This is a genomic window from Pelagibacterium montanilacus (assembly GCF_003992665.1).
GTDB lineage: Bacteria > Pseudomonadota > Alphaproteobacteria > Rhizobiales > Devosiaceae > Pelagibacterium > Pelagibacterium montanilacus.
Genome location: NZ_RZMX01000025.1, coordinates 56,040 through 76,949, shown reverse-complemented (window position 1 = coordinate 76,949; position 20,910 = coordinate 56,040). Strand labels below are relative to the sequence as shown.

The 20,910-nt window shown below is 66.7% G+C and carries 22 protein-coding genes; 4 read left to right on the top strand and 18 right to left on the bottom strand.

From position 1 onward, the window contains the following. Positions 1-54 precede the first annotated feature (54 nt). The 10 genes from EO136_RS09280 to EO136_RS09235 all read right to left on the bottom strand — a co-directional run bounded on the left by EO136_RS09280 (position 55) and on the right by EO136_RS09235 (position 8,381). Entirely contained in the window at positions 55-801 is a 747-nt protein-coding gene (locus tag EO136_RS09280; RefSeq protein ID WP_127144161.1) for an ABC transporter permease, read from the bottom strand. Next, positions 798-1,730, bottom strand: a complete 933-nt coding sequence (locus tag EO136_RS09275) for an ABC transporter ATP-binding protein (protein WP_127144160.1) — start codon at positions 1,728-1,730, stop codon at positions 798-800. Before EO136_RS09275 ends, EO136_RS09280 begins: the two co-directional genes overlap by 4 nt. Further along, on the bottom strand, positions 1,727-2,917 hold the full coding sequence (locus EO136_RS09270) for an ABC transporter permease (RefSeq protein ID WP_246018312.1): 1,191 nt from the start codon (positions 2,915-2,917) through the stop codon (positions 1,727-1,729). Before EO136_RS09270 ends, EO136_RS09275 begins: the two co-directional genes overlap by 4 nt. A gap of 188 nt (positions 2,918-3,105) precedes the next feature. After that, positions 3,106-4,017 carry a glycine betaine ABC transporter substrate-binding protein OsmF gene (gene osmF, locus EO136_RS09265; protein ID WP_127144159.1) on the bottom strand — a complete coding sequence of 304 codons (912 nt, stop codon included), beginning with the start codon at positions 4,015-4,017 and terminating at the stop codon, positions 3,106-3,108. Between the two features lie 216 nt (positions 4,018-4,233). After that, positions 4,234-5,163, bottom strand: a complete 930-nt coding sequence (locus EO136_RS09260) for a sensor domain-containing diguanylate cyclase (RefSeq protein WP_246018311.1) — start codon at positions 5,161-5,163, stop codon at positions 4,234-4,236. Between the two features lie 226 nt (positions 5,164-5,389). Then, a complete protein-coding gene (locus EO136_RS09255) occupies positions 5,390-6,454 on the bottom strand; it encodes a TonB family protein (protein WP_127144158.1) in 1,065 nt (354 codons plus the stop codon). Further along, positions 6,451-6,840 (bottom strand): ExbD/TolR family protein, encoded by a 390-nt coding sequence (locus EO136_RS09250; RefSeq protein WP_127144157.1) that lies wholly within the window; start codon positions 6,838-6,840, stop codon positions 6,451-6,453. Before EO136_RS09250 ends, EO136_RS09255 begins: the two co-directional genes overlap by 4 nt. Positions 6,841-6,847: 7 nt before the next feature. Next, on the bottom strand, positions 6,848-7,231 hold the full coding sequence (locus EO136_RS09245) for an ExbD/TolR family protein (RefSeq protein WP_127144156.1): 384 nt from the start codon (positions 7,229-7,231) through the stop codon (positions 6,848-6,850). After that, a complete protein-coding gene (locus EO136_RS09240; RefSeq protein ID WP_127144155.1) occupies positions 7,221-7,937 on the bottom strand; it encodes a MotA/TolQ/ExbB proton channel family protein in 717 nt (238 codons plus the stop codon). Before EO136_RS09240 ends, EO136_RS09245 begins: the two co-directional genes overlap by 11 nt. Positions 7,938-7,946: 9 nt before the next feature. Further along, positions 7,947-8,381 carry a hypothetical protein gene (locus EO136_RS09235; RefSeq protein WP_127144154.1) on the bottom strand — a complete coding sequence of 145 codons (435 nt, stop codon included), beginning with the start codon at positions 8,379-8,381 and terminating at the stop codon, positions 7,947-7,949. Positions 8,382-8,629: 248 nt separating this feature from the next. On the opposite strand from EO136_RS09235, the gene EO136_RS09230 reads away from it, so the two are divergent. After that, a complete protein-coding gene (locus tag EO136_RS09230) occupies positions 8,630-9,439 on the top strand; it encodes a thermonuclease family protein (protein WP_246018310.1) in 810 nt (269 codons plus the stop codon). Then, positions 9,436-10,905 (top strand): M48 family metalloprotease, encoded by a 1,470-nt coding sequence (locus tag EO136_RS09225; RefSeq protein ID WP_127144152.1) that lies wholly within the window; start codon positions 9,436-9,438, stop codon positions 10,903-10,905. Before EO136_RS09230 ends, EO136_RS09225 begins: the two co-directional genes overlap by 4 nt. A gap of 121 nt (positions 10,906-11,026) precedes the next feature. On the opposite strand, the gene EO136_RS09220 is transcribed toward EO136_RS09225, so the two are convergent. From EO136_RS09220 to EO136_RS09200, 5 genes are all read right to left on the bottom strand, one after another. Then, complete coding sequence (locus EO136_RS09220) at positions 11,027-11,587, bottom strand: CarD family transcriptional regulator (RefSeq protein ID WP_127144151.1); 561 nt, start codon at positions 11,585-11,587, stop codon at positions 11,027-11,029. Positions 11,588-11,917: 330 nt separating this feature from the next. Next, positions 11,918-12,256, bottom strand: coding sequence for a ferredoxin FdxA (gene fdxA / locus EO136_RS09215; RefSeq protein WP_127144150.1), 339 nt, complete (start codon positions 12,254-12,256; stop codon positions 11,918-11,920). Between the two features lie 133 nt (positions 12,257-12,389). Continuing rightward, complete coding sequence (locus EO136_RS09210) at positions 12,390-12,680, bottom strand: RNA-binding S4 domain-containing protein (RefSeq protein ID WP_127144149.1); 291 nt, start codon at positions 12,678-12,680, stop codon at positions 12,390-12,392. Positions 12,681-12,691: 11 nt separating this feature from the next. Continuing rightward, complete coding sequence (locus EO136_RS09205) at positions 12,692-15,640, bottom strand: helicase-related protein (protein ID WP_127144148.1); 2,949 nt, start codon at positions 15,638-15,640, stop codon at positions 12,692-12,694. A gap of 697 nt (positions 15,641-16,337) precedes the next feature. Beyond that, the gene (locus EO136_RS09200) at positions 16,338-17,126 is read right to left on the bottom strand and encodes a DUF3108 domain-containing protein (protein WP_127144147.1); all 789 of its coding nucleotides are present in this window, start codon (positions 17,124-17,126) and stop codon (positions 16,338-16,340) included. Positions 17,127-17,369: 243 nt separating this feature from the next. Between EO136_RS09200 and rpmB the strand changes: the two genes are divergently transcribed. Further along, positions 17,370-17,666, top strand: coding sequence for a 50S ribosomal protein L28 (gene rpmB / locus EO136_RS09195; protein ID WP_127144146.1), 297 nt, complete (start codon positions 17,370-17,372; stop codon positions 17,664-17,666). A gap of 185 nt (positions 17,667-17,851) precedes the next feature. Further along, on the top strand, positions 17,852-18,490 hold the full coding sequence (locus tag EO136_RS09190; protein WP_127144145.1) for a VUT family protein: 639 nt from the start codon (positions 17,852-17,854) through the stop codon (positions 18,488-18,490). Here the strand turns inward: EO136_RS09190 and EO136_RS09185 are convergent. Genes EO136_RS09185 through EO136_RS09175 form a run of 3 tightly spaced genes read right to left on the bottom strand, consistent with a single transcriptional unit; the run spans position 18,482 to position 20,867 of the window. Continuing rightward, positions 18,482-19,882 (bottom strand): sensor histidine kinase, encoded by a 1,401-nt coding sequence (locus EO136_RS09185; protein ID WP_127144144.1) that lies wholly within the window; start codon positions 19,880-19,882, stop codon positions 18,482-18,484. The two genes, EO136_RS09190 and EO136_RS09185, sit on opposite strands and share 9 nt — an antisense overlap. Next, positions 19,882-20,550 (bottom strand): response regulator transcription factor, encoded by a 669-nt coding sequence (locus EO136_RS09180; RefSeq protein ID WP_127144143.1) that lies wholly within the window; start codon positions 20,548-20,550, stop codon positions 19,882-19,884. Before EO136_RS09180 ends, EO136_RS09185 begins: the two co-directional genes overlap by 1 nt. Then, on the bottom strand, positions 20,547-20,867 hold the full coding sequence (locus tag EO136_RS09175) for a hypothetical protein (RefSeq protein WP_127144142.1): 321 nt from the start codon (positions 20,865-20,867) through the stop codon (positions 20,547-20,549). The genes EO136_RS09180 and EO136_RS09175 overlap by 4 nt, the downstream gene beginning before the upstream one ends. Between the last annotated feature and the right edge of the window lie 43 nt (positions 20,868-20,910).

Below are 20,910 nucleotides of genomic sequence, written 5' to 3'. Positions count from 1 at the left end.
ACTGGTTCTGCGCATAGCAAAATCGGGCATTGATGGGAACCTGAAAACGCGTGGTCAGGCCCGCGCCCTCTGACCGATCCGGCGCGACAGAGTGCGTTCGATCGCCGAGAGGCCGTCATAGATGAGGACGGCGAGGACACCGACGATAAGGCCGCCCTGAAGGACGAAGGCGGTGTTGCCCGAAAGCAGGCCCGCGATGATCACTTCCCCGAGGGTTCGGGCGGCGACGGTCGAGCCGATGGTGGCGGTGGCCAGCGAGATGACGGTCGAGAGCCGCACCCCGGCGAGAATGACCGGCAGGGCGAGGGGCAATTCGACCCGGGTCAGCCGCTGGAGGCCGGTCATGCCCATGCCGCGCGCCGCCTCGGTGACCGGGCCCCTGAGCCCGGTCAGCCCCGTGAGGGTGTTCTCAAAGATCGGCAGCAGCCCGTAAAGGAACAGTGCGACCAGCGTGGGCGCGGTGCCAAAGCCCAGCATGGGCACGGCAAGGGCGAGGACGGCTACGGGCGGGAAGGTCTGGCCCACATTGGCAAGACTGCGCGAGAGCGGCAGGAACTCGGCCCCGAAGGGTCGGGTGACCAGGATGGCCAGTCCAACGGCCACCAGCGTGGCCAGCGTGGTGGCGATCAGAACGATCATCAGATGGTTGAGGGTGAGATCGAGCAGGCTGCCCTGATTGTAGATCACCGGCTGGCCATTGCTGGCCAGGGGCGCGAATACGAAGGCGAACGCCTCGGGGTTGACGAGGAACGCCACCAGAAGGGCGAAGACGACCAGCCGGATGAGCAGCCCTGCCCTCATGACGGCCTCGCCGCGCTCCGGGCGAGCCGGGCCCGGCTGATCCGGCCGATCAGCCTGCCGTCCTGGATGACCGGCAGCGCCTCGCGGCCCGACCACAGGCATTCGGCATAGGCCTCGCGCAGGCTGGCCCCGGCCGGGATGGGCGTTCCGGTGGCCTCGCCCTCTTCGAGGAGCGAGGCCACGGTTTCGAGCGAGAGCAGCCGGAAGGGCCGGTCGCCCCCGAGCAGCTCGGAGACGAAGTCGGTGGCCGGATGGCCGATGATCTCGGCAGGGGTTGCGTATTGGAGCAGCCGGCCCTCGTCCATCACGGCAATCCTTGTGCCCAGATGGATGGCTTCCTCCATGTCATGGGTGACCAGCACCACGGTGGTGTCGAACCGGCGCTGGATGGCGAGCAGATCGTCCTGGGCCTTGGCGCGGATCACCGGATCGAGCGCCCCGAAGGGCTCGTCCATCAAAAGGATATTGGGCTCGGCCGCCAGCGCCCGTGCCACCCCCACCCGCTGCTGCTGGCCGCCCGAGAGCTCGTTGGGCATGCGGTCGCGGAACTGGGCGGGATCGAGCTGGAAGAGATCGAGCAATTCGTCGACCCGCGCCCGGATGCGCGCCTTGTCCCAGCCCAGAAGGCTGGGGACGGTGCCGATGTTCTGGCTCACGGTGCGATGGGGGAAGAGCCCGTGGCCCTGGATGGCATAGCCGATGCGGCGGCGCAGCTCATAGGGCGGCACCTCGCGGGTGTCCTGACCGTCGATCAGCACCCGGCCCGAAGTGGGCTCGACCAGCCGGTTGATCATGCGCATCAGGGTGGTCTTGCCCGAGCCTGACGTGCCCACGATCACGCAGATGTCTCCGGCCTCGATGGTCAGCGAGATGGAATCGACCACCGTCGTCTGGCCGTAGACCTTGGTCAATGCCTGAATCTCGATCATCGCGCACGCTCCCTGGTGCTGGCCATTTCGACAAGGGCATCAAGAACGACCGCGGCGGCAAAGGCGAGCGCCACGGTGGGCACCGCCCCCAGCAGAACGAGGTCCATGGCCGTCTGTCCGATGCCCTGGAAGACGAAGACCCCGAAGCCGCCGCCCCCGATCAGCGCGGCGATGGTGGCCAGACCGATGTTCTGGACCAGCACGATGCGAATGCCGGTCAACACCACCGGGAAGGCCAGCGGCAACTCCACGCCCATCAGGCGCTGGCGGTCGGTCATCCCCATGCCGCGCGCGGCATCGTTGGCCGTCTCGGGCACGTTGACCAGCCCCACAAGGGTGTTGGAGACGATGGGCAGCAGGGAATAGGCAAACAGGGCCACCATGGCCGGCGCGAGCCCGATCCCCGAGATCCCGATCGCCGAGGCGCCCGGCACATTGGCGGCGACCCAGGCCAGAGGCGCGATCAAGAGCCCGAACAGCGCGATCGAGGGGATGGTCTGGACGATGTTGAGCACGTTGAGCACCGCCGCGCGCAGGGGCCGGATCCGGTAGAGCACGATGCCCAGCGGCACCCCGGCCACAATGGCGATGGCCACCGACCCGAAGGCCAGCACCAGATGGGTGCGCGCCTCGGCCCAGAAGGCGGGCGCCCGGTTGGCGTATTCCTTGAGAATGGAGAGATCATCGAAGGTCCCGGCCCAGAGCAGACTCCCAAGCGCGGCGCCCACAAGCGCCAGGATGGTGATCCGCTGCCAGGGGCCCAGGCGCAGGCGCGCCAGCGCATCGGTGACCATCAGGGCAAAGGCAAAGACCAGAACCCAGAACCCTGCCCCCGGGGAGACCCGGGCGAAGCTGTCGCCAGGCGGGATCAGCCCCGTCGCGGCCAGCCCGATCAGGATCATGAGCGCCCCGAGGAGCACGAAGCCACCCACCAGCTTGACCAGCGGGGAGAGCGCCATGAGCGCGATGGCTATCCCAAGAGCGATCAGCACCCCCAGCACCAAAGCGGGCAGTGCTTCGAGAGCGAAGGGAATCTGCAGCCCTTCGCCCAGAACGATGCGGTTGGCCCGGAAAACCGCAAAGGGCAGGACCGTGCCTGCCACGGCGATGAGTGCGATCAGCACCCCAAGCTTGTCCAAGGCCATCCACGGGGCGCGGGCCTTTCCGGCGATATCGGCAGTGGACATCTTGCCCCTTCCCTCGCTGATGCGGGCCCCGAGGGGCGCGCGGCACGCGTCCCCTGCCAGTCTGATGGCTCTGAGACCAGCCGTGCTCGGGCATATCCTGTTCTGACTGAATCAGGACAGGAGCTCCAAGCCTTCGATTTGTCGCGCTTGTGAACCGGAAAAGTCTATCCACTTTTCCTCGAAGCGCTTTAGTCGGCGAACCCGTTCGCCGTCAGGAAGTCGGTGGCAACCGAGGATGCGGCTTCACCGCCCACCTGCACGCGGCCGTTGAGATCCTGGAGCGTCTCGAGGGTAAGGGCCTCAAAGACCGGGGCCAGAAGCTCCTCGATCTGGGGATATTCTTCGAGAACCTCTTCGCGGATGATCGGGGCGGGCTGGTAAACCGGCTGTACGCCCTGATCGTCCTCGAGGACCACGAGACCCGACGGGGCGATCCCGCCATCGGTGCCATAGACCATCGCGGCATTGGCGCCATTGGTGCCCTGGGCGGCCGCGGCGATGGTGGCGGCGGTATCCCCGCCCGACAACGTGATCAGCTGGTCGGGCGAAAGGGTGAAGCCATAGACCTCCTGGAACTTGGGCAGGGCGGCGGGCGAGTTCACGAACTCGGACGATGCGGCCAGCACCACTTCACCGCCGCCCGAGACATATTCGCCGAACTGGGTGAAGGTTTCGAGCCCGTTGGCCTCGGCCAGGTCCTGGCGGATCGCCACGGCCCAGGTGTTGTTGGCCGGCGAGGGGGTGAGCCAGACGATCTGGTTGGCCTCGTAATCGAGCGCCCTGGCCTCCTCATAGGCCGACTGGGCGTTGTTCCAGAGCGGATCGTCGGCCCGCTCGAAAAAGAACGCCGCGTTCCCGGTATACTCGGGATAGATGTCGATCTCGCCCGCCGTGATCGCCTCGCGCACGATCGGCGTGCCCCCGAGCTGGATCCGGTCTTCAACCGCAATGTCGGCGCCCTCGAGCACCTGCTTGATGATGTTGCCCAGAACGCCACCCTCGGTGTCGATCTTGGACGAGACCACGACCTGCGCTTGCGCAGATCCGACACCAACGCAAAGCGCAGCAACGCTTCCCAATACAATCCCAAACAAACGCATCTTGTTCTCCATCGTTACAAACCAAAACGGTCCCAAACGGCCTGACGTGCCGACACATAATGGCGGAGCAGGGAAAGGGTTCGCCCAATGGGAAAGGGAATTTCGATCACGGTCCATACCCCAGGGCCCTGCACCGGCCCTTGGGCTATTGTGGCAGATGCGCGGCGGTCACTCCAGCCATGCGCCCGACAAGAATCCGGCATGGGCCGGACGCCGTCAGATGCAGACGAGAACCGACGCGGGGTTCTTCTTGGCGTCGTAGAGCGCCCTGTCGGCGGCAACATACAGCCGTTCAGGCGATAGCCCTGCTAGAGGGGAGGCGAAGGCGAGCCCGACCGAGGCGGTGAGCGGCACCATGTCTCCGTCCCAGGGAACGGGGTTGAGAAGGCCCGGGATCATCGCGCGCAGGGCGCGTTCGGTTGCCGTGCGCGAGCGGAGCGGGGGCAGCAGGACCGCGAATTCGTCCCCGCCGAGGCGCGAAACGAGGCAGGGTGCGGGAAAGGCCTTCTGGAGGCGCCTGCCGAATGCCACGAGGCACCGGTCGCCCGCCGCATGGCCCCACCGGTCATTGATCTGCTTGAAATTGTCGAGATCAAAGACGACGAGCGCCCCGATCTCCTCGCGCAGGACGTCCCCGGCCTCGCCCTCAAGGAAGCGCTGGAAGCGGGCGCGGTTGGCAACGCCGGTCAGCGGATCGCACTCGGCCTGGGCACGCAGGCTTTCCCAGCGCGCGCGGTCCTCGGTTATGTCCTGCTTCATGCCATAGAGCGTGCGGGCCCTGCCATGGGATTTGCGCACCGCGGCGGTGATGCGGATCCAGCGCTCGAGACCGTCGGGGCGATGGATTCTGGCATCGAGCGAAAAGCCGGTGCCGGTTTCGATGGCGCGGGAGCGCTTGTGCTCGAGCACCTCACGCGATTGCTCGCAATACATCTCGACGGTGGCACGGCGTTCGGCGGGCCGCTCTGCGGGCAGGCCGAACATCTCAAAGACGCCGTTGGTCCAGGTCAGCCGTTCACTGGCGAGATCGCATTCAAAGGCGCCCATTGGCACGATCGAGGCAGCCCCGTCATAGAGTTCGAGGGCGCTCAGGCCGTCGCTGAGCGCGGGAAGGGAATCGGCATGGAGAGCATTTGTCGGAAACAATTTCTCATCCGTTTGGTGGAGCGCCCGGAAGTGTTAGAAATTCACGGTAAAGAATGCGTTTATTCACCTAGCGCGAAAGGACGCGCGGCGCCATCCCGTAATGCGCTGCGTCCCGCCCTCTCGCTGGAGCCTATCCGCGTCCGATGGAATCAGGACACGCGCTCGAGGTCTTTGATTTGTCGCGTCCGCGAACCGGGAAAGTGTTTCGACGTTTCCTTGAAGCGCCCTATCGCGAAAAGGCGAGGGGCAAAGTGAACTGCCAGGAGGATCGCCCGGCTGCCGGGGGAATGGGCGGGAAGGGCGCGGCGCGGCGGATGGTTTCCAGAGCCGCGGAATCCAGCGCGCCATTTCCCGAGGACCGCACCAGCGCGGCGCCGGCAAGGCTCCCGCCGGCATCGACGGTGAAGGCGACGACGGCCTGTCCGGTCGCGCCGCGGGCTGCCGAAGGGTAGCGCAGGGCCCGGCGCAGGGCGCCCACGATCTGCCCGGGATAATTGGACACATCCGCGTTACCGGCCGCACGCGATCGGGCGTTGCCCGCGCTTGCCGCTGCCCCCGAGGTGGTTCCGGCCTGGGCCCCGCGCGTGGTGTCCGCGGTTCCGCTGCCGCCCGAGCCCGCTTGACTGGGAGGCGCAGTCCGGGGAGCGGGGCGCGGAGTCGGCTGGGCAAGTTCTTGCGGCTGGGGCGGGGGGGAAAGATTGTCGGGGCGCCGGGGAGCGGGGGGCGTATAGGCAATTTCGGGTTCGGCCGTGAGCGTCTCGGGCGTCGGGGACTCAAGGGCCCGCGCGGGGTCGGCGGCCAGGACAGGTGCCGGAGTTGCGGTCACTGCGTTCGTCGGTGTGACGGCTTGGTCCGGCATCGTCACGGCAGGATCGGGGGCCGAGGGCGCAATCGCGGCCGGCGAAGGGTCCCGGGGGGCAGGCCGGGCGCTGTCCGCGAGCGCCACAATCACGGTGTCGGGCTCAGCGGGTGAAACGAGGTGACGGGGTGTCGCGACAGCCTCGCCGTCCGCCGGCGCCCCGATCGCCGCGGTCGGTTCGATGGGCTGGTCGAGGGCCGGTTGGGGGGATGGCGGGGCGGGGAGCGCGGTTTCGGGCGTGATGGCTTGGGGCCCACCCATGGCGGACGTCGTTTCAAAGGCATTGCCCAGCACCACGATGTCGGTGGCCTCCCCGCCCGCGATCCGCGTGGGGGGTTCAGGTTCGGGGGCAAGGCCGAGACCGGCGAGCGCGACGTGCAGGCAAAGCGAGACCAGGAGGGCCAGCGCCCAGCCCCAGAGACGGGCGCTCATGGCCCGGCCTGCTCGGTGACCAGAACGATGTCCTCGATCCCGGCGGCGCGCAGGGCGGCGAGCGCGTCGATGAGTGCGCGGGCGGGGAGCGTTCTGTCAGCGCCCACGCGCAGCGGTTCCCCGTCCGGGGAGGTCCAGCTTGCCGCGAAGGGCGCGAGGGCGACCGGGGCGCCGCGCCAGCTCGGGCTCCCGTCCGCGGCGATCATCAAGGTTTCGCTCGGGCGCGCACCGGCCGCGTCTCTGGACGCGGCGAGCGTGACATCCCGGTCGGTGGGCGGCGCAAGGGTTCCGGCGACCAGAAAGAAGATCAGCATCAGGAACACGACATTGATCAGCGGAATGGTGCTCTCGCGCTGGGGCCGGGGAGCGGGGCGGGCGATTTTCATGGGGCGCTCAATAGGCGACCGAGAGCGGCACGGGCGCCGCGCGGCGAACGGTTTCGAGCGCATCGACCAGATCCTGGGTGGCGCTGCCCTCGGGCATGAGGATGAGCGCGCTCCGGGCGCCGACCCGGGAAAGCCGGGCGATCTCGGGGCCGATATCGGCTGGGGACAGGGTCTGTCCGTTGATCCGCCAGGGCCCATCGGCCTGCGGCACGATCAGGATGTCGGGGGCACCTGCCGAGCTTGTGCCGGCCCGACCGCCCGTGAGCGGGATTTCGGCGTGACGCGAAAAGGTCGAGGTGAGCATGAAGAACAGCAGCAGCAGGAAGATGACGTCGATCAGCGAGGTGAGGGCAAGGGGGCGCCTGCGGGTGCGCGCGGTCTCAATGCGCATGGACGAGTCCGGGACCGTGGGCGGGCGCCTCGGGGTGGCGGGTGCGCGGGGAGGGTTGCCGGTCCGGCTCGCGGTCGGATCTCGCGTTGAGCCATTGGGTGGCGATCGATTCGATCGCGGCACGCTCATTGTCGACGCGGGTCTCGAGCGCGGCCAGCAGCATGGAGACGGGCATGGCGACCGCGAGGCCCACGGCGGTGGTCATCAGCGCCACCCAGATGCCGCCGGCGAGCACGGAAGGGTCGACGGCGGTGCCTGCGCCCTGCATGGCGCGGAAGGCCTCGATCATCCCGAGGACGGTCCCGAAGAGCCCCAGGAGCGGAGCGATCTGGGCGATGGCGTCGAGCGCGCGGAAGCCTTTCTGGAGTTCGTGAAGCTCTTCGCCCGCCACCCGGCCCAGCTCGCTTTCAAGGCGTGCGGGATCGGCATGGCTGTCCATGTGCATGGCCATGCCGGCCATGAGCGTTCTGGTGGCCGGCGTGGGCTGGCGCGCGCACGTCTCGAGGGCCTCTCGGGTCCGGCCCTCGCGCCAGAGCGCCAGAGCCCGCCGGGCGGCGCCGTGCCGCCCGACCCGCCTGCCCATGAACTGGGCGAGCTTGACGAGCACCAGGGTCAGCGCGATCACCGAGAGTGCGACGAGAACAATGACGACCGGGCCGCCCAGGGCAAAGAGGCCGGAAATCCGGGAGATGAGCATGTCGGCCATGGGGATCTCCTAAAGCCCGAAGGCGCTGTCGGTCCGGGTTTCCGGAGCCAGGGCGGCAAGGCAGGCGCCGGGGTCGGCAGGGCCCGAGCAGACGCTGACATCGTTGATGAGGATGCGCCCGATCCCGGTGCAGTCGGTATCGGGCAGGGTGAACTGGACGACGCGGGTGCGCTCCGGGCTCATGGCCCCGAAATCGAGCGCGGAAAGGCCCGAGACGAGCCCGTCGGTGTCAAAGAGTGCGATTTCGATGGCAAAGCCATCGAGCGCTTCGCCCAGACCGTTGGTGCTCACGAAGGTGGTCCGGCATCCGGCCTCGGCCTGCGCGAGCGCGTTGAGCTGGAGGCTGAGCGTTCCATCGTCCTGGCTGAAGGCGGGCGTGACAAGAGCCAGACCGAGAACGGCCAGCAGAGGGGGGCGCAGAACGCGGATCGGTGAGGGGAGCATGGGGCGGCCTGACTATAATATGAGTATGATTATCAGGTTAAAGCGCTCCCGGCCGGTTCTGTCAACACCGGGCGGGTGGAGGGCCCGGGCGATGGCCGAACGGCAACACCGGGCGTGATTGTGCGCGGGCGCATGCGCGAAAGGATGATTTTTGCCGCAATTGCGTGCAGATTGAGCCGAATACGGGCCCGCGCATGGGCCACTTTCCGACGATCTCGCTCAAATGGGTGCTTCATAAAGGCCAATTCTTGTTCAGACGGTTGCTCGTGACGGTTCTCGGCCTTGCCACACTGTGGTCCAGCCCGAGCGTGGCGCAGGTGTGCGCTGCGCTGGAAGCGGGGGAGCGCGCCCGCGTGGTCTCGGTGACCGATGGGGACACCATCGAGCTCGAGGGCGGGCTGACCGTAAGGCTGGTGGGCATACAGGCGCCCAAACTGCCGCTGGGCCGGCCCGATTTCGAGGCCTGGCCGCTGGCCGACGAGGCCAAGGCGCTGGTGGTCGATCTCGTGGAAGGCGCCGAGGTCGAACTCCATTATGGCGGGGAACGCCGGGACCGGCACGGGCGGGCGCTCGCCCATGTGATGCGCGTTGATGGCGACGGGCCGGCATGGGTGCAGGGCGAGGTGCTGCGGGCGGGACTGGCGCGGGTCTATTCCTTCCCCGACAACAGAAACTGTCTCGACGCGCTCTATGCCGCCGAGCGGGAGGCGCGGGCCGACCGGCGCGGGCTGTGGCGCGATTCCTTTTACGCGGTGCGCGACGCAGCCGATCCGCTGGGGCTGCTCGAGCACAGGGGCGGGTATGAACTCGTCGAGGGCCGGGTGCTCAATGCCGAGCGCGTGCGTGATCTGGTCTATCTCAATTTCGGCCGGCGCTGGCGCGAGGACTTCACGGTTGTGATCGAATCGGACGGTCTGGAGGCGTTTTCAGGAGCCGGACTGGACCCGCTGGCCCTCGATGGCGCCGTGATCCGGGTGCGCGGATGGATCGAAGAGCTTGACGGACCGCGCGTGATCGTTACCCATCCCGAACAGATCGAAATTCTGAGTGGCCAATGAGCGAATCGCTTTTCACACGTCGGCGGTTTCTTGCAGCGGGCGGCGGGCTTGTCCTGGCGTCCGGGCTGGCGGGCTGCACCACGCTTCTGGGCGGGTCCGACATCGAGACGCGCCGGACCTCGGGGCAGGCACCGGCTGTGCCGGCCGGGACCGATCCGGACGATGTGGTGATCGGCCGGCGCGAACATCCGCGCATCATCGCAAATTATGGCGGCGTCTATGAGTACCGCCAGACCGAGGTGATGCTGGCGCGCATGGTCTCGAACCTTCTGGCCGCCGCGGGTCAGCCCGCGACCCAGTTCACGATCACGATCCTCGATTCCTCGGAAGTGAACGCCTTCGCGCTGCCGGGCGGGTTCATCTACGTCACGCGCGGGATCCTGACGCTGGCCAACGACATGAGCGAGCTTGCCGCGGTGATCTCCCACGAGATCGCCCACGTCACCCTGCGCCATGCCCGGGCGCGCTCGAGCCGGGTGCGCACCAGCGAGATCGTGGATCGCGTTATCACCGGGGTTCTGGGCGGGGTGATCGATCCCCAGCAGACCGCACAGCGCACCGCCGAATCGCTTGCGGCCTTCTCCCAGGCCCAGGAGCTCGAGGCCGACGACGAGGGCATCAAGATCGCCGCGCGTGCGGGCTACGATCCCCATGCGGCGGCGCGGTTCCTGACCGCCATGGGCCGGTTCGCCAAGTTCGCCGGCGGGGGCGGGGAGGATTTCCTCTCGAGCCACCCCTCGACCCCCAACCGCATCCAGCGGGCGGTGACGCGGGCGCGCGAGTTCGGGGCTCCGGGCTCGGGCACGACCGACCGTGCCGGCTACATGCGCGCCATCGAAGGCATCGATTTCGGCGATTCGGCCCGGCAGGGCACGATCGTGGGGCAACGCTATATCGATCCCCAGAACCGGCTGACCTTCACAGCGCCCTCGACCTACGAGCTGCAAATCTCCAATCAGGCTGTCGTCGCGGTCGCAGGAGACGGCGCGGCGCTGCGGTTCGACAGCGCGGCGGTGCCCGCCTCGACCACGCTCCAGTCCTATCTGGGGTCGGGCTGGATCGCGGGTCTTTTGACCGACACCATCTCCACCCGCTCGATCAACGGTATCGAGACGGCATCGGCGCGGGCGCGGACCGAGCAGTGGCATTTCAACATAACCGTGGCGCGCATCGAGGGGGCCGTTTTCCGCTTCATCTTTGCGGGCCGCCAAGACACCGAAAGCTTCCGGTCGGCCGCCGAGCAGACCGTGGCGAGCTTCCGGCGGACGTCCCAGAGCGATCTGGCCAATCTCCGCGCGGTCAAGCTGCGGCTGGTCACGGCCGGAGGCAATGACAACGCCGATACGCTCGCCGCGCGGATGGGCCAGCTCAGCCGCGGGCGCGAACTGTTTCTTGTGATGAACAACCTGCTGCCGGGCGATCCGGTCGAGACGGGCGCGCCCTACAAGGTGGTGCGTGTGGAATAGGGTGCCTGGGCGCTCCCTCTTGCCGATCTCTCGGATGTGAGGGACTGCTAGGTTTTCGGATACAAAAAACCGGACGGCACGGGGCCGTCCGGTTCTGATCGATGACCAGCGCTTTGACCGATCAAGCGGCCTTTTCGGCCTCGGAATCGTCGGGCTTTGCGGCCCGGCGCGGGCTCTTGGAGAGCGTCTTGGTGATCAGGCTCACCGCTTCGGTCAGGCTGATCTTGTTGACGGCGGCAACCTCGCGGCTCATCCGGTCCATGGCCTGCTCGAAGAGCTGGCGTTCGGAATAGGACTGCTCGGGCTGTTCGTCGGAGCGATAAAGGTCCCGAACGACTTCCGAGATCGCGATCAGGTCACCGGAATTTATCTTGGCTTCGTATTCCTGAGCCCGGCGGCTCCACATGGTGCGCTTGACGCGCGCGCGGCCAGCGACCGAATCGAGGGATTTGGTCACGAGTTCGGGTTCGGCAAGCTTGCGCATGCCCACCGACTTGATCTTGGCCACCGGTACACGCAACGTGAGCTTGTCCTGCTCGAAGCCGATCACGAAAAGCTCAAGAGAAAGTCCTGCGACTTCCTGCTCTTCGATCGCCTGGATGAGGCCGACGCCGTGAGCCGGATAAACGATATACTCACCGGTCTTGAACCCCGCGCGCTGCGTGGTCTTTTTGGTTGCCATTTGGCTACTCCTGTTGACGCCTCGGCCGACACCGGTTAGCGAAGTGTCCGTGTGTCGGGCCGCTCTCGATTTTTATTGTCGACCGCTTTGAAGCTCGGTCGTTCCAGTCGCAAAGCCACCAGGCCGGTTCCGCTTTTTCCAGCCAGGGAAATCGTCGAGTCGGGGATTGTCGAAAGAAAATGCCCAACTGGGCACGGTCCGGTTGAGAGGCGAGCGACTGATTGTGGAAACAATACCACAATCAGATGACAAAATCAAAAGCTGCGAATCAACGGCGGTGTGCGGGCATGCGCGCGCGACCGAACCCCGCATGGAGCGGGGTCTTGCCGGTCAGTCGCCCTCGCCGGGCGCTTCGGAGAAATACTTCTCGAACTTGCCGTCCACTCCGTCGAACTCCTTGGCTTCGGGCAGTTCGTCGCGCTTCTCGGTGATGTTGGGCCAGACCGAGGCGTATTTGGTGTTCACCTCAAGCCATTTGTCCAGACCGCTCTCGGTGTCGGGCTTGATCGCTTCGGCGGGGCATTCGGGCTCGCACACGCCGCAGTCGATGCACTCGTCGGGGTGAATGACCAGCATGTTCTCGCCTTCGTAAAAGCAGTCCACGGGACACACTTCCACGCAGTCGGTGTACTTGCACTTGATGCAATTGTCGGTGACGACATAGGTCATTGCGATTGGTTCCCGGATGAGGGCAGGCGATGGGCCGTGCCGCCGAAAGGAGACAGGCGAACCCGGTTGCTAAACGGTTTTCAGGGGGCTTTCAAGACCGGTTCGTCCCAAGAAAGCGCCCGCCCGGAGATCGCTATTGCGGCGGGGCGGGGTCTGGCGAAAGGTCTTCGTAAAGCAGCCGCGCCTCGGTGGCCGGGCCGCGCCGGGCCCCTGGATCGCGCACCCTGAGGACCCGGATCCTGCCGGCTATGGCGATGGTGAGCCCGTCTCCCGGAGCGATGCGGCGATCAGGCGCCACGCAGCGCTGACCGTTGACGCGCACTGCCCCGGACGCGACCAGCTTCTGGGCCAGCGAGCGTGATCTGGCCACGCGCGCATACCAGAGCCATTTGTCAAGTCGCTGGCGGGGTTCGGTGCCCTGCATGTCCAAATCGCTTATTTGCGATCCTTGAGGGCGGCGAGCGCGGCGAAAGGCGAATCGGGGTCGAAGGGTTTGTCGCGGCCCTTGTCCCGTCCCTTGTTGTCACGGTTCCCGGCGTGCGGCTGGGCCTTGTCGCGCTGGGGCCGGTCGGGCTTGCCGCCCGGCTGTCCCGATCGATTGGGCTTGCCGCGGGCACGCTCGGGCCGCTCGCGCTTCTGGTCGTGGTCTCGCTGGGGCCGCTGGCCGCGATTGCGCTCGGGCCGCCGTCCGCCGGGGAACCAGACTTCGTCGAACCGCGGTTCGGCGGACGCCTCTGCGGATGCGGCCGGGGCCTCGGTGGGTTGCACCGGTGCCGGAGCGTCTGCTGCCGGGGTCTCGGACGCGGTCTCGGGAGCAGGTTCAGGCTCGGCGGGCTCGGCAGCGGCCGGCTCGCCAGCCTGATCCGTGATCTCTGGCGCGCTTTCGACCGGGGTGGCGGTCGCCGCGTCCGGAGCCTGTTCTGCCGGAGCCTCGGGGGGCAGTGGCGTGCGGCGCATGCGATAGCCCAACGAGGTCAGCACGGAGGCGAAATCCTCCCCCGCGCAGCCCAGAAGCGAGGTCATCTCGACGGTGACGCGGAAGCCGTTGGCTTCGGCTGCGCCTTCGGGCGCCGGGGTCTCGGTCGGGCGCGCCGCGTCATGGGCGATGAGCGGGCGGATGATATCGGCCAGCCGCTCGAGAATATCGACGCGCACGATCCGCCCGCCGGCCACCTTAAAGCCGCCGATCTCATAGACGCGGGGGTCGAAATTGGGGTCGATGGGGAAGGAGGTGCGGCCCGAAAGGATGACGTGGGGCAATTCCGAGACGCCCGGCTGGCGGACGCCGCCATTCTTGAGCCCCCAGAGAATCAGGGCCAACTCGCGCGGGGCGGGCTTGAGGGTCGCGGGCAGATAGATGTGGTAGGCACCGAACTTGATGCCCATCTTGCGCATCTTGCCGCGCACGTCCTGGTCGAGGCCCTTGACCTCGTCGGCGATCTCAGCGCGGGCGATGATGCCGAGGTTTTCCGCGAGCCGGAAGGCGATGCCGCGGGCCGTGCCCTCGAGTTCGGCGGGCTCGGCCAGCGCGACGATCTGCTCGAGCTGGGTGTTGATGGCGTGGCGGAGCCAGAGCGACAGTCGCTCCTCGACCCGCTCGAGCTCGGCGCCCGAAAGGCTTTCATCGGCGAGGATGATTATGCGGGGAGCCAGAAGGGTCTGACCCTCGGCCAGCTCGGCGACCACCTCACCGCGCCAGCGGATGACGCCGTCGGTGGTGAGCACGAACTCCTCATTGGGCGCGCCCGCCAGGCGGTCTGCGCGCCGGGCGATTTCCGGGGCGACGGCAGAGGCCGCAGCCGAGCGCAGGTTCTTTGAGTCGGTTTCGCCCTCGCCTCTCGCCAGAGTGAACCTGAACCCCTCCATCGTGCCGATTACATGGCCCTCGATCGTGAGCTCGCCTTTTTCGTTGATTTGCGGTGATACCATCTGCTTGTCTCTAAGGTGACGCATCAGCACACTTGTCCTGCGGTCGACAAAGCGCTGGATCAGCCTTTGGTGCAGGGCGTCGGAGAGCGCGTCCTCGATTGACTTTGTTGTTTCGCGCCAGTGCTTTGGGTCTTCCAGCCAGTTCTTGCGGTTCGAAATGAAGGTCCAGGTCCGAATCTGGCGGATCCTGTTTGACAGGGTGTCTATGTCCCCGGCGGTATTGTCGCAGAACCTGACCTGCTCGGCAATCCAATCGGTGTCGATCCGGCCCGAAAGCACGAGATCGGAATAGATGCGCGAGATGATCTCGGCATGGGCGGCTGGGGAGATGTCCCGGTAATCGGGAATCTGGCAGCATTCCCAGGCCAGTTCCACCCGCTCGGGACGGGTCGCCAGATGGGCCGCCTCGCGCCGCATGAGCCATTCGAGCGCCTTCTGGTCGGTGGCCACGGGCACGCGGGTGAGATTGGGGTGGTCGGGGACGGCCTCGAGGCTGGCGTGGAGACGCTCAAGGGTTGAAAAGTCGAGACGGGGATTGCGCCACTGGACCATGCGCACCGGCTCGAAATCATGGCCTTCCAGGCGCTGGACGAGCTCCTCGTCGAAGGGCTCGACCCCGCCGGTGACCCCGAAAGTGCCGTCCCGCATGTGCCGGCCGGCCCGGCCGGCGATCTGGCCGATCTCGGCGGGGGTCAGCGGGCGGTACTGATGCCCGTCGTATTTGGCGTCCGCGGCGAAGGCCACGTGGTTGACGTCGAGGTTGAGCCCCATGCCTATGGCATCGGTGGCCACGAGGAAATCGACGTCCCCGTTCTGGAAGAGGTCCACCTGGGCGTTGCGGGTGCGCGGGGAGAGCGCGCCCATCACCACCGCAGCGCCCCCGCGCTCCCGGCGCAGCAATTCGGCAATGGCATAGACGTCGGTGGCCGAGAAGGCGACGATGGCCGAGCGGCGGGGCTGGCGGGAGATCTTTTTCGATCCCGCATAGGCCAGATGGGAAAAGCGCGGGCGGAACTGGATGTCGGCGTGGGGCAGGAGCCGGCGGATCACCGGTTCCATGGTCTGGGCGCCCAGAAGAAGGGTTTCGGACCGCCCGCGCCTGTGAAGGATCCGGTCGGTGAAGACGTGCCCGCGCTCGAACCCGGTGGCGGTCTGGATCTCGTCGACGGCCACGAAATCGGTTTCGAGGTCCGAGGGCATGGCTTCGACCGTCGCTACCCAATAGCGGGCCGAGGCGGGCACGATCCGCTCTTCGCCCGTGACCAGCGCCACGGCGGCGGCGCCGACGCGTTCGACGACCCGCCCATAGACCTCCCGGGCCAGAAGCCGCAGCGGCAGCCCGATCATGCCGGTCCGGTGGGCCAGCATCCGCTCGATCGCATAATGGGTCTTGCCGGTGTTGGTGGGGCCGAGCACGGCCTTGACCGACTGAGATGGCGAAAAGGGCTGATTCATATCGTGTCGAGGCGGAGGACGGAAAACGGAGACCGGGCGGCCGCCTTTGACCCAAGGTGGTGTATCAGAACGGGAAAGGCAATGGAGGTTTTTGCGCCCTGCGTTAAGCTCCGGAACCAAATGAGAACAAAGTCGGTCCGAATCGGCACTTCCCCTTAAATCCGGGTTTGTTCACCCCATGATGTGGTAGGGCTCGCGAGGCCATTGCCACAAGAGCGGTCGCCCGGGCGAGCGAGGGCGTCCTCGAGGGGCGAAAACGGGCCGCAGGTGTTCACCTTGGTTGCATTTGTGTTAACTGCGCTCGATTCGGCGCAGAAGCTAAGCAGATGTTAAATCGATATTTTTACGCGCGTGTGTCGGGTAAACGCCTTTGGGCCCGGTTTCCGGGCGCCGGGCAATCGCATTTTGACGAAAAAGCTTTTGACCGTGCCGGAATGGGACGGCGGCTGGGGACCCGGTGGGACCGGCCTGCGCGCGCTTTTGTCTGCCCGGGGCACTCACATGGCTTTCGGCCCTCCAGAGGGAGCAGGGGCGGCGGGGTGCAGGCACAGAGGTCGGGGAAGCGGGGCACAGCGGGCGTGGCGATGCCGTGGCGGACCCATTGATTGCACAGAAAAAGGCCCTGTCACGGGTGTGGCAGGGCGCAGGGCAGGATCGTTCGATCGGAAATCACCGGGCGTCTGGCGCCCGGATGCGATCACTCCAGAGACGTCAGGACGAGCGAGAGGTCGCCATAGCGGGTGCCCATGAGGACCCGATAGGGGATGAAAAAGTCCGTGCCCGCCAAGGGGGCATACCAGATCGCCATTTTCTGGCTTTCGGCAAGGTACCGGGTGATCTCGGAATGGGTGAAATGGCCCGAGACGGGGCGGTAGCGCATGTTGCACAGGACCACGGGCCCCTGATAGCCGGTGCGGGCCGAGGTGGCCTGCTGCATTTCGGCGAAGGCCATGTCGATGTCGAAGCGCTCGATGCCGGTGAAGATGTTCATCTGCCGGTCGCACAGCGATCCGTCGAGCGCCGAGCCGCGCAGGATGAAGGCGGCGAGCGGGTCGTTGACCCCGCGCCGGTGCGCGGCGGTGACGGGCACGCGCCCCGCATCCTCGGTGAGACCCGGGGTGACCGCGTAGTTGGTGGTGTTGCCGCCCGAATAGCTGGCCTCGACGGCAAAGCGCTCGCCCTGACTGCGCGTTTCGAGAAAGAAGCGGTCCGAAGCCAGGCCCCGTTGGGTGATGCGTCCGCCCGAATTGACCGCGCCCGAGCCGCGCGCAACGATCTGGGCCAGTCCGGCGACGTCGGCCGAAAGATCGAGCTGGTAGCCCGCCCCCTCGATGGCGAGCCTTATATTGACGTTTGCGACATTGATGCCGCCGATCGAGGCCACGTAAGATGCGTGGCGCAGGTCCTGGGCATGGGCCGTGGCCCCGCCAAGGGCCGATCCGGCCAGCAGCACCATGGTGGCAAGGGCAGTTCGGAACACGCGCACGGGCAATACACTCACTCAACAGGGGTGGTGGTGGACCAGATTTTCGCGCCCTTTGCGGCCGCGAATCAGCCAAGATCGAGGGTGCCCGCAGGATTTGCGCATGTCCAGAGTCTCACAGCAAGGCTATCGGCTTGACGGGTGCGCCCGGTTTCTCTATCTAAGCGCGGAACTTTTCCTTTGGAACCCGGACTGGTCGATTGGGGTCTACCCCGGTCCCGGTCGTCGATTGACAGGACAACGACAATGGCACGGCGCTGTGAACTCACCGGCAAGGGCGTTATGACCGGCAACAATGTGAGCCACGCGCTCAACCGGACCCGCCGCCGCTTTCTGCCCAATCTGTGCGATGTGACGCTCATTTCCGAGGTGCTCGACCGTCAGGTCAAGCTGCGCATCTCGGCTTCGGCGCTGCGCACGGTCGAGCACCGCGGCGGCCTTGACGCCTTCCTGATGAAGGCCAAGGACGACGAGCTCTCGACCCGGGCGCTCGGCATCAAGAAGGAAATCCGCAAGGCACAGGCCGGTCAGGCTGCAGCCTGACCCCTGCCTCCAGGGTTCCCCGATTACCTTGACGCCGCGCCCGGCCATACCGGACGCGGCGTTCGGTTTTGTCCCATCCGATAAAAATGGGCGTTTGTGCAGCGCCGGCGCCTTGCCGGAAGCGCGCACGTTAACATCAATCCAGCGGTCCTTTGCCGCCTCGGAACATGGAAGGAATGCGCATCATGACTGCGCGGTTCGCTCTTGCCGTCCTGGCAATGGCGGTGGTCGTCACCGTCTCCAATATCCTCGTCCAGTATCCCCTCCAGGTCCGTCTCGCGGGTATCGATCTTGCCGAGATCCTGACCTGGGGCGCGTTTACCTATCCGCTGGCCTTCCTCGTCAACGACCTCACCAACCGCCATTTCGGGCCGCGCGCGGCCCGCAGGGTGGTGCTGGTGGGGTTCGCGATCGCCGTGGCGCTGAGCATTGTCCTCGCCTCCCCGCGCATCGCCATTGCCTCGGGTGCCGCGTTCCTTCTCGCCCAGCTCCTCGATACCGCGATCTTTGACCGGCTGCGCGTCGCGCGCTGGTGGAAGGCGCCGATCGTCTCCTCGACGCTGGGGTCGGCGATCGACACGGTGTTGTTCTTCGGGCTGGCCTTTGCGGCGTCCTTTGCCTTTCTCGACACCGGGCTGGGCTATGAGGATTCCTCGCTCGGCTTTGCCGTGCCGCTGCTCTCGGTGGGGCCTGACGTGCCGCTGTGGGTGTCGCTGGCGCTGGGCGATTTCCTCGTCAAGCTTCTGGTCGCCCTCGCGCTGCTGGCACCCTACAAGATTCTGCGCGCGGTGATCCCCGACCGCAGCGCAGTGCCGTCAGCCTGAGACAGAGGGTTTCGTTCGCTCTGGCTGGCCGGAGGGCAGGGCGGGCAATTGGAGCACGGCGCTGGCGCCAGTGAGCGGCGGGTGCCCGTGGGCGATCAGGTCCAGGGATCCTCCGTAAAGCGCGGCGAGGTCGGCGACGATGGCCAGGCCCAGGCCCGCGCCGGGACGGCCCTCGTCGAAGCGCTTGCCCCATTGGGACGCGGTCTGCGCCTCCTCCTCGCTCATGCCGGGCCCATCGTCTCCAACCGTGATGGCGACCCGGCCTTCTCCAGCCGGGGCCACGGTGACCACGACCCGTTGGTCCGCCCATTTGCAGGCATTGTCGAGCAGATTGCCGAGCAGTTCGTCGAGATCCTCGCGCTCGCCGGCGAAATCGAGATCGGCCGGAGCGCTGATCTCGAGGGTGATGCCCTTGTCCGCATAGATCCCAGAGAGCACGGGTTCGAGATCGGCGAGGGTTTGGCCGATCGAGGTGCGCGCGCCCGCGAGCCCCAGGGTCGCGGCGGACCGGGCCCGGCGCAGATGGTGGCTGACCAGCCGGTTCATGCGGTCCGAGAGCGCGGTGAAGGTCTCGCGGGTTTCTGGGGGCAGAGCGGGGTCGGCGCTTTTGGCGGCAAGGGTGGTCAGCGGTGTCTTGAGCCCGTGCGCGAGGTTGCCGACATGGGTGCGCGCCCGGGCGATCGTCTGGCGGTTGGCTTCGAGAAGCGCGTTCATTTCATCGACCACCGGGGCGATCTCGGCGATGGGTTCGGCGGGCAATCGGGTGGTCTTGCCCGTCTTGATGGCGCGCAGATTGGCGCTCAGCCGGCGCAGGGGGGCGAGCCCGAAGCGCACCTGAACGATCGTTGCAAGGGCCAGCACCAGCCCCAAAAGTGCGATGGACGCGGCGAGCGGGAGCACGATGGTGCGCACCCGGTCGTCGATATCGCGCTCGGGCATGGTGACCGCGACGGTGAGCGGGACGGTGGAGCCCGGGCCGGTGAAGGTGCGCGAAAGGATGCGCAGACGCTCGCCCTGGGGCCCGGTCCCGAAACTGCGCGCCACGCCACTGGCCAGGGGCTCGCCCGGGCCCATCGTGATCGATTGCTGCCAGAGCGAGCCCGAGCGGATCAGCGGCTCGCCGGCCTCGGCGAGCTGCCAGTACCAGCCCGAGAAGGGCTGGTCGAAGCGTGAATCGGCGACCGCGGCGTTGACGCGGACCTGCTGGGTTTCGGCGACGTATTCGCTATTGGCCATGAGCGCGACGAGGGTGGCCTCGAGATTGGCTTCGTTGGTCTCGATGACGAAATCGCGCAAGAGCAGGGCGATCACCGCGCCGATGAGGGCAAGGCCCAGGAGCGTTCCGCCGATGGCGAGCAGGGTCAGCCGCAGGCCGAGCGAGGAGAGCCGCATCAGGAGGACGCGCCCGCCGTAAGCCGGTAGCCCTGCCCGCGGACCGTTTCGATGAGTTCGCTGCCGGCTTTCCTGCGCAGCCGGCCGATGACCACCTCGATGGAATTGTAGTCCCGGTCCCCGTCCTCGGCGTAAAGGTGCTCGCTCAATTCGGTGCGCGTGAGCACCCGTTCGGGGTGGTGGATCATGTAGGCGAGCAGGCGGAACTCGAAGGCGGTCAGCTTGAGGGGCAGGCCGTCGCGGGTAATCGCGCCCATCTGGGTGTCGAGCGCGAGCGGGCCGCAGGTGATGATCGAGGTGGCGTGGCCATTGGCCCGGCGGACCAGCGAGCGGATGCGAATCACGACCTCTTCGGGACGGAACGGCTTGGTGACGTAGTCGTCGGCCCCGGCGCGGAAGCCCCGGACCTTCTCGCTCCATTCCTCGCGGGCGGTGAGGATGAGGACCGGCATGGTGCGGCCGGCCTGGCGCCAGGCGGTGAGCACGGAAATGCCGTCCATGCCCGGAAGCCCCAGGTCCAGCACCACGGCATCGAAGGTCTCGGTCTGGCCGAGAAATTCAGCTTCCTGGCCGTCAGCGATCCCAAGGGCGGCAAAGCCGGCTTCCTCGAGGGCTGTACAAAGGGTGGCCCTGATGGCCTTGTCGTCCTCGACGACCAGAATTCTCATTGTGCGTCCGATTCCCTGCCCGTGCGGCGGGCCTCGACCAGCCCGTACCCATCCACGTCCACAATGATGGAGGCGAACGGGTCCACGCGCACGCGCAAAATCGCGCCCGTCTCGGTCAGGAGGCGGAAATCAAACACCACGGGTACGCCTTCCTCGGGGCGCCCGTCGGCCAACTCGGCCGCGACGATCCGGCCGGCAAAGCGCTCGGTGACCACGTCCATGGCGCGCGTGATGTCGAGGACCGACTGGCCCGATGCGGACAGCACGGGCACGAACGCAAGGGCCATGGCGAAAAGGAGGGACGCGAGGTGTCTCATGATGGTGCTGAGTACCACATTGCGGTTGAACCGAAGTTGAACC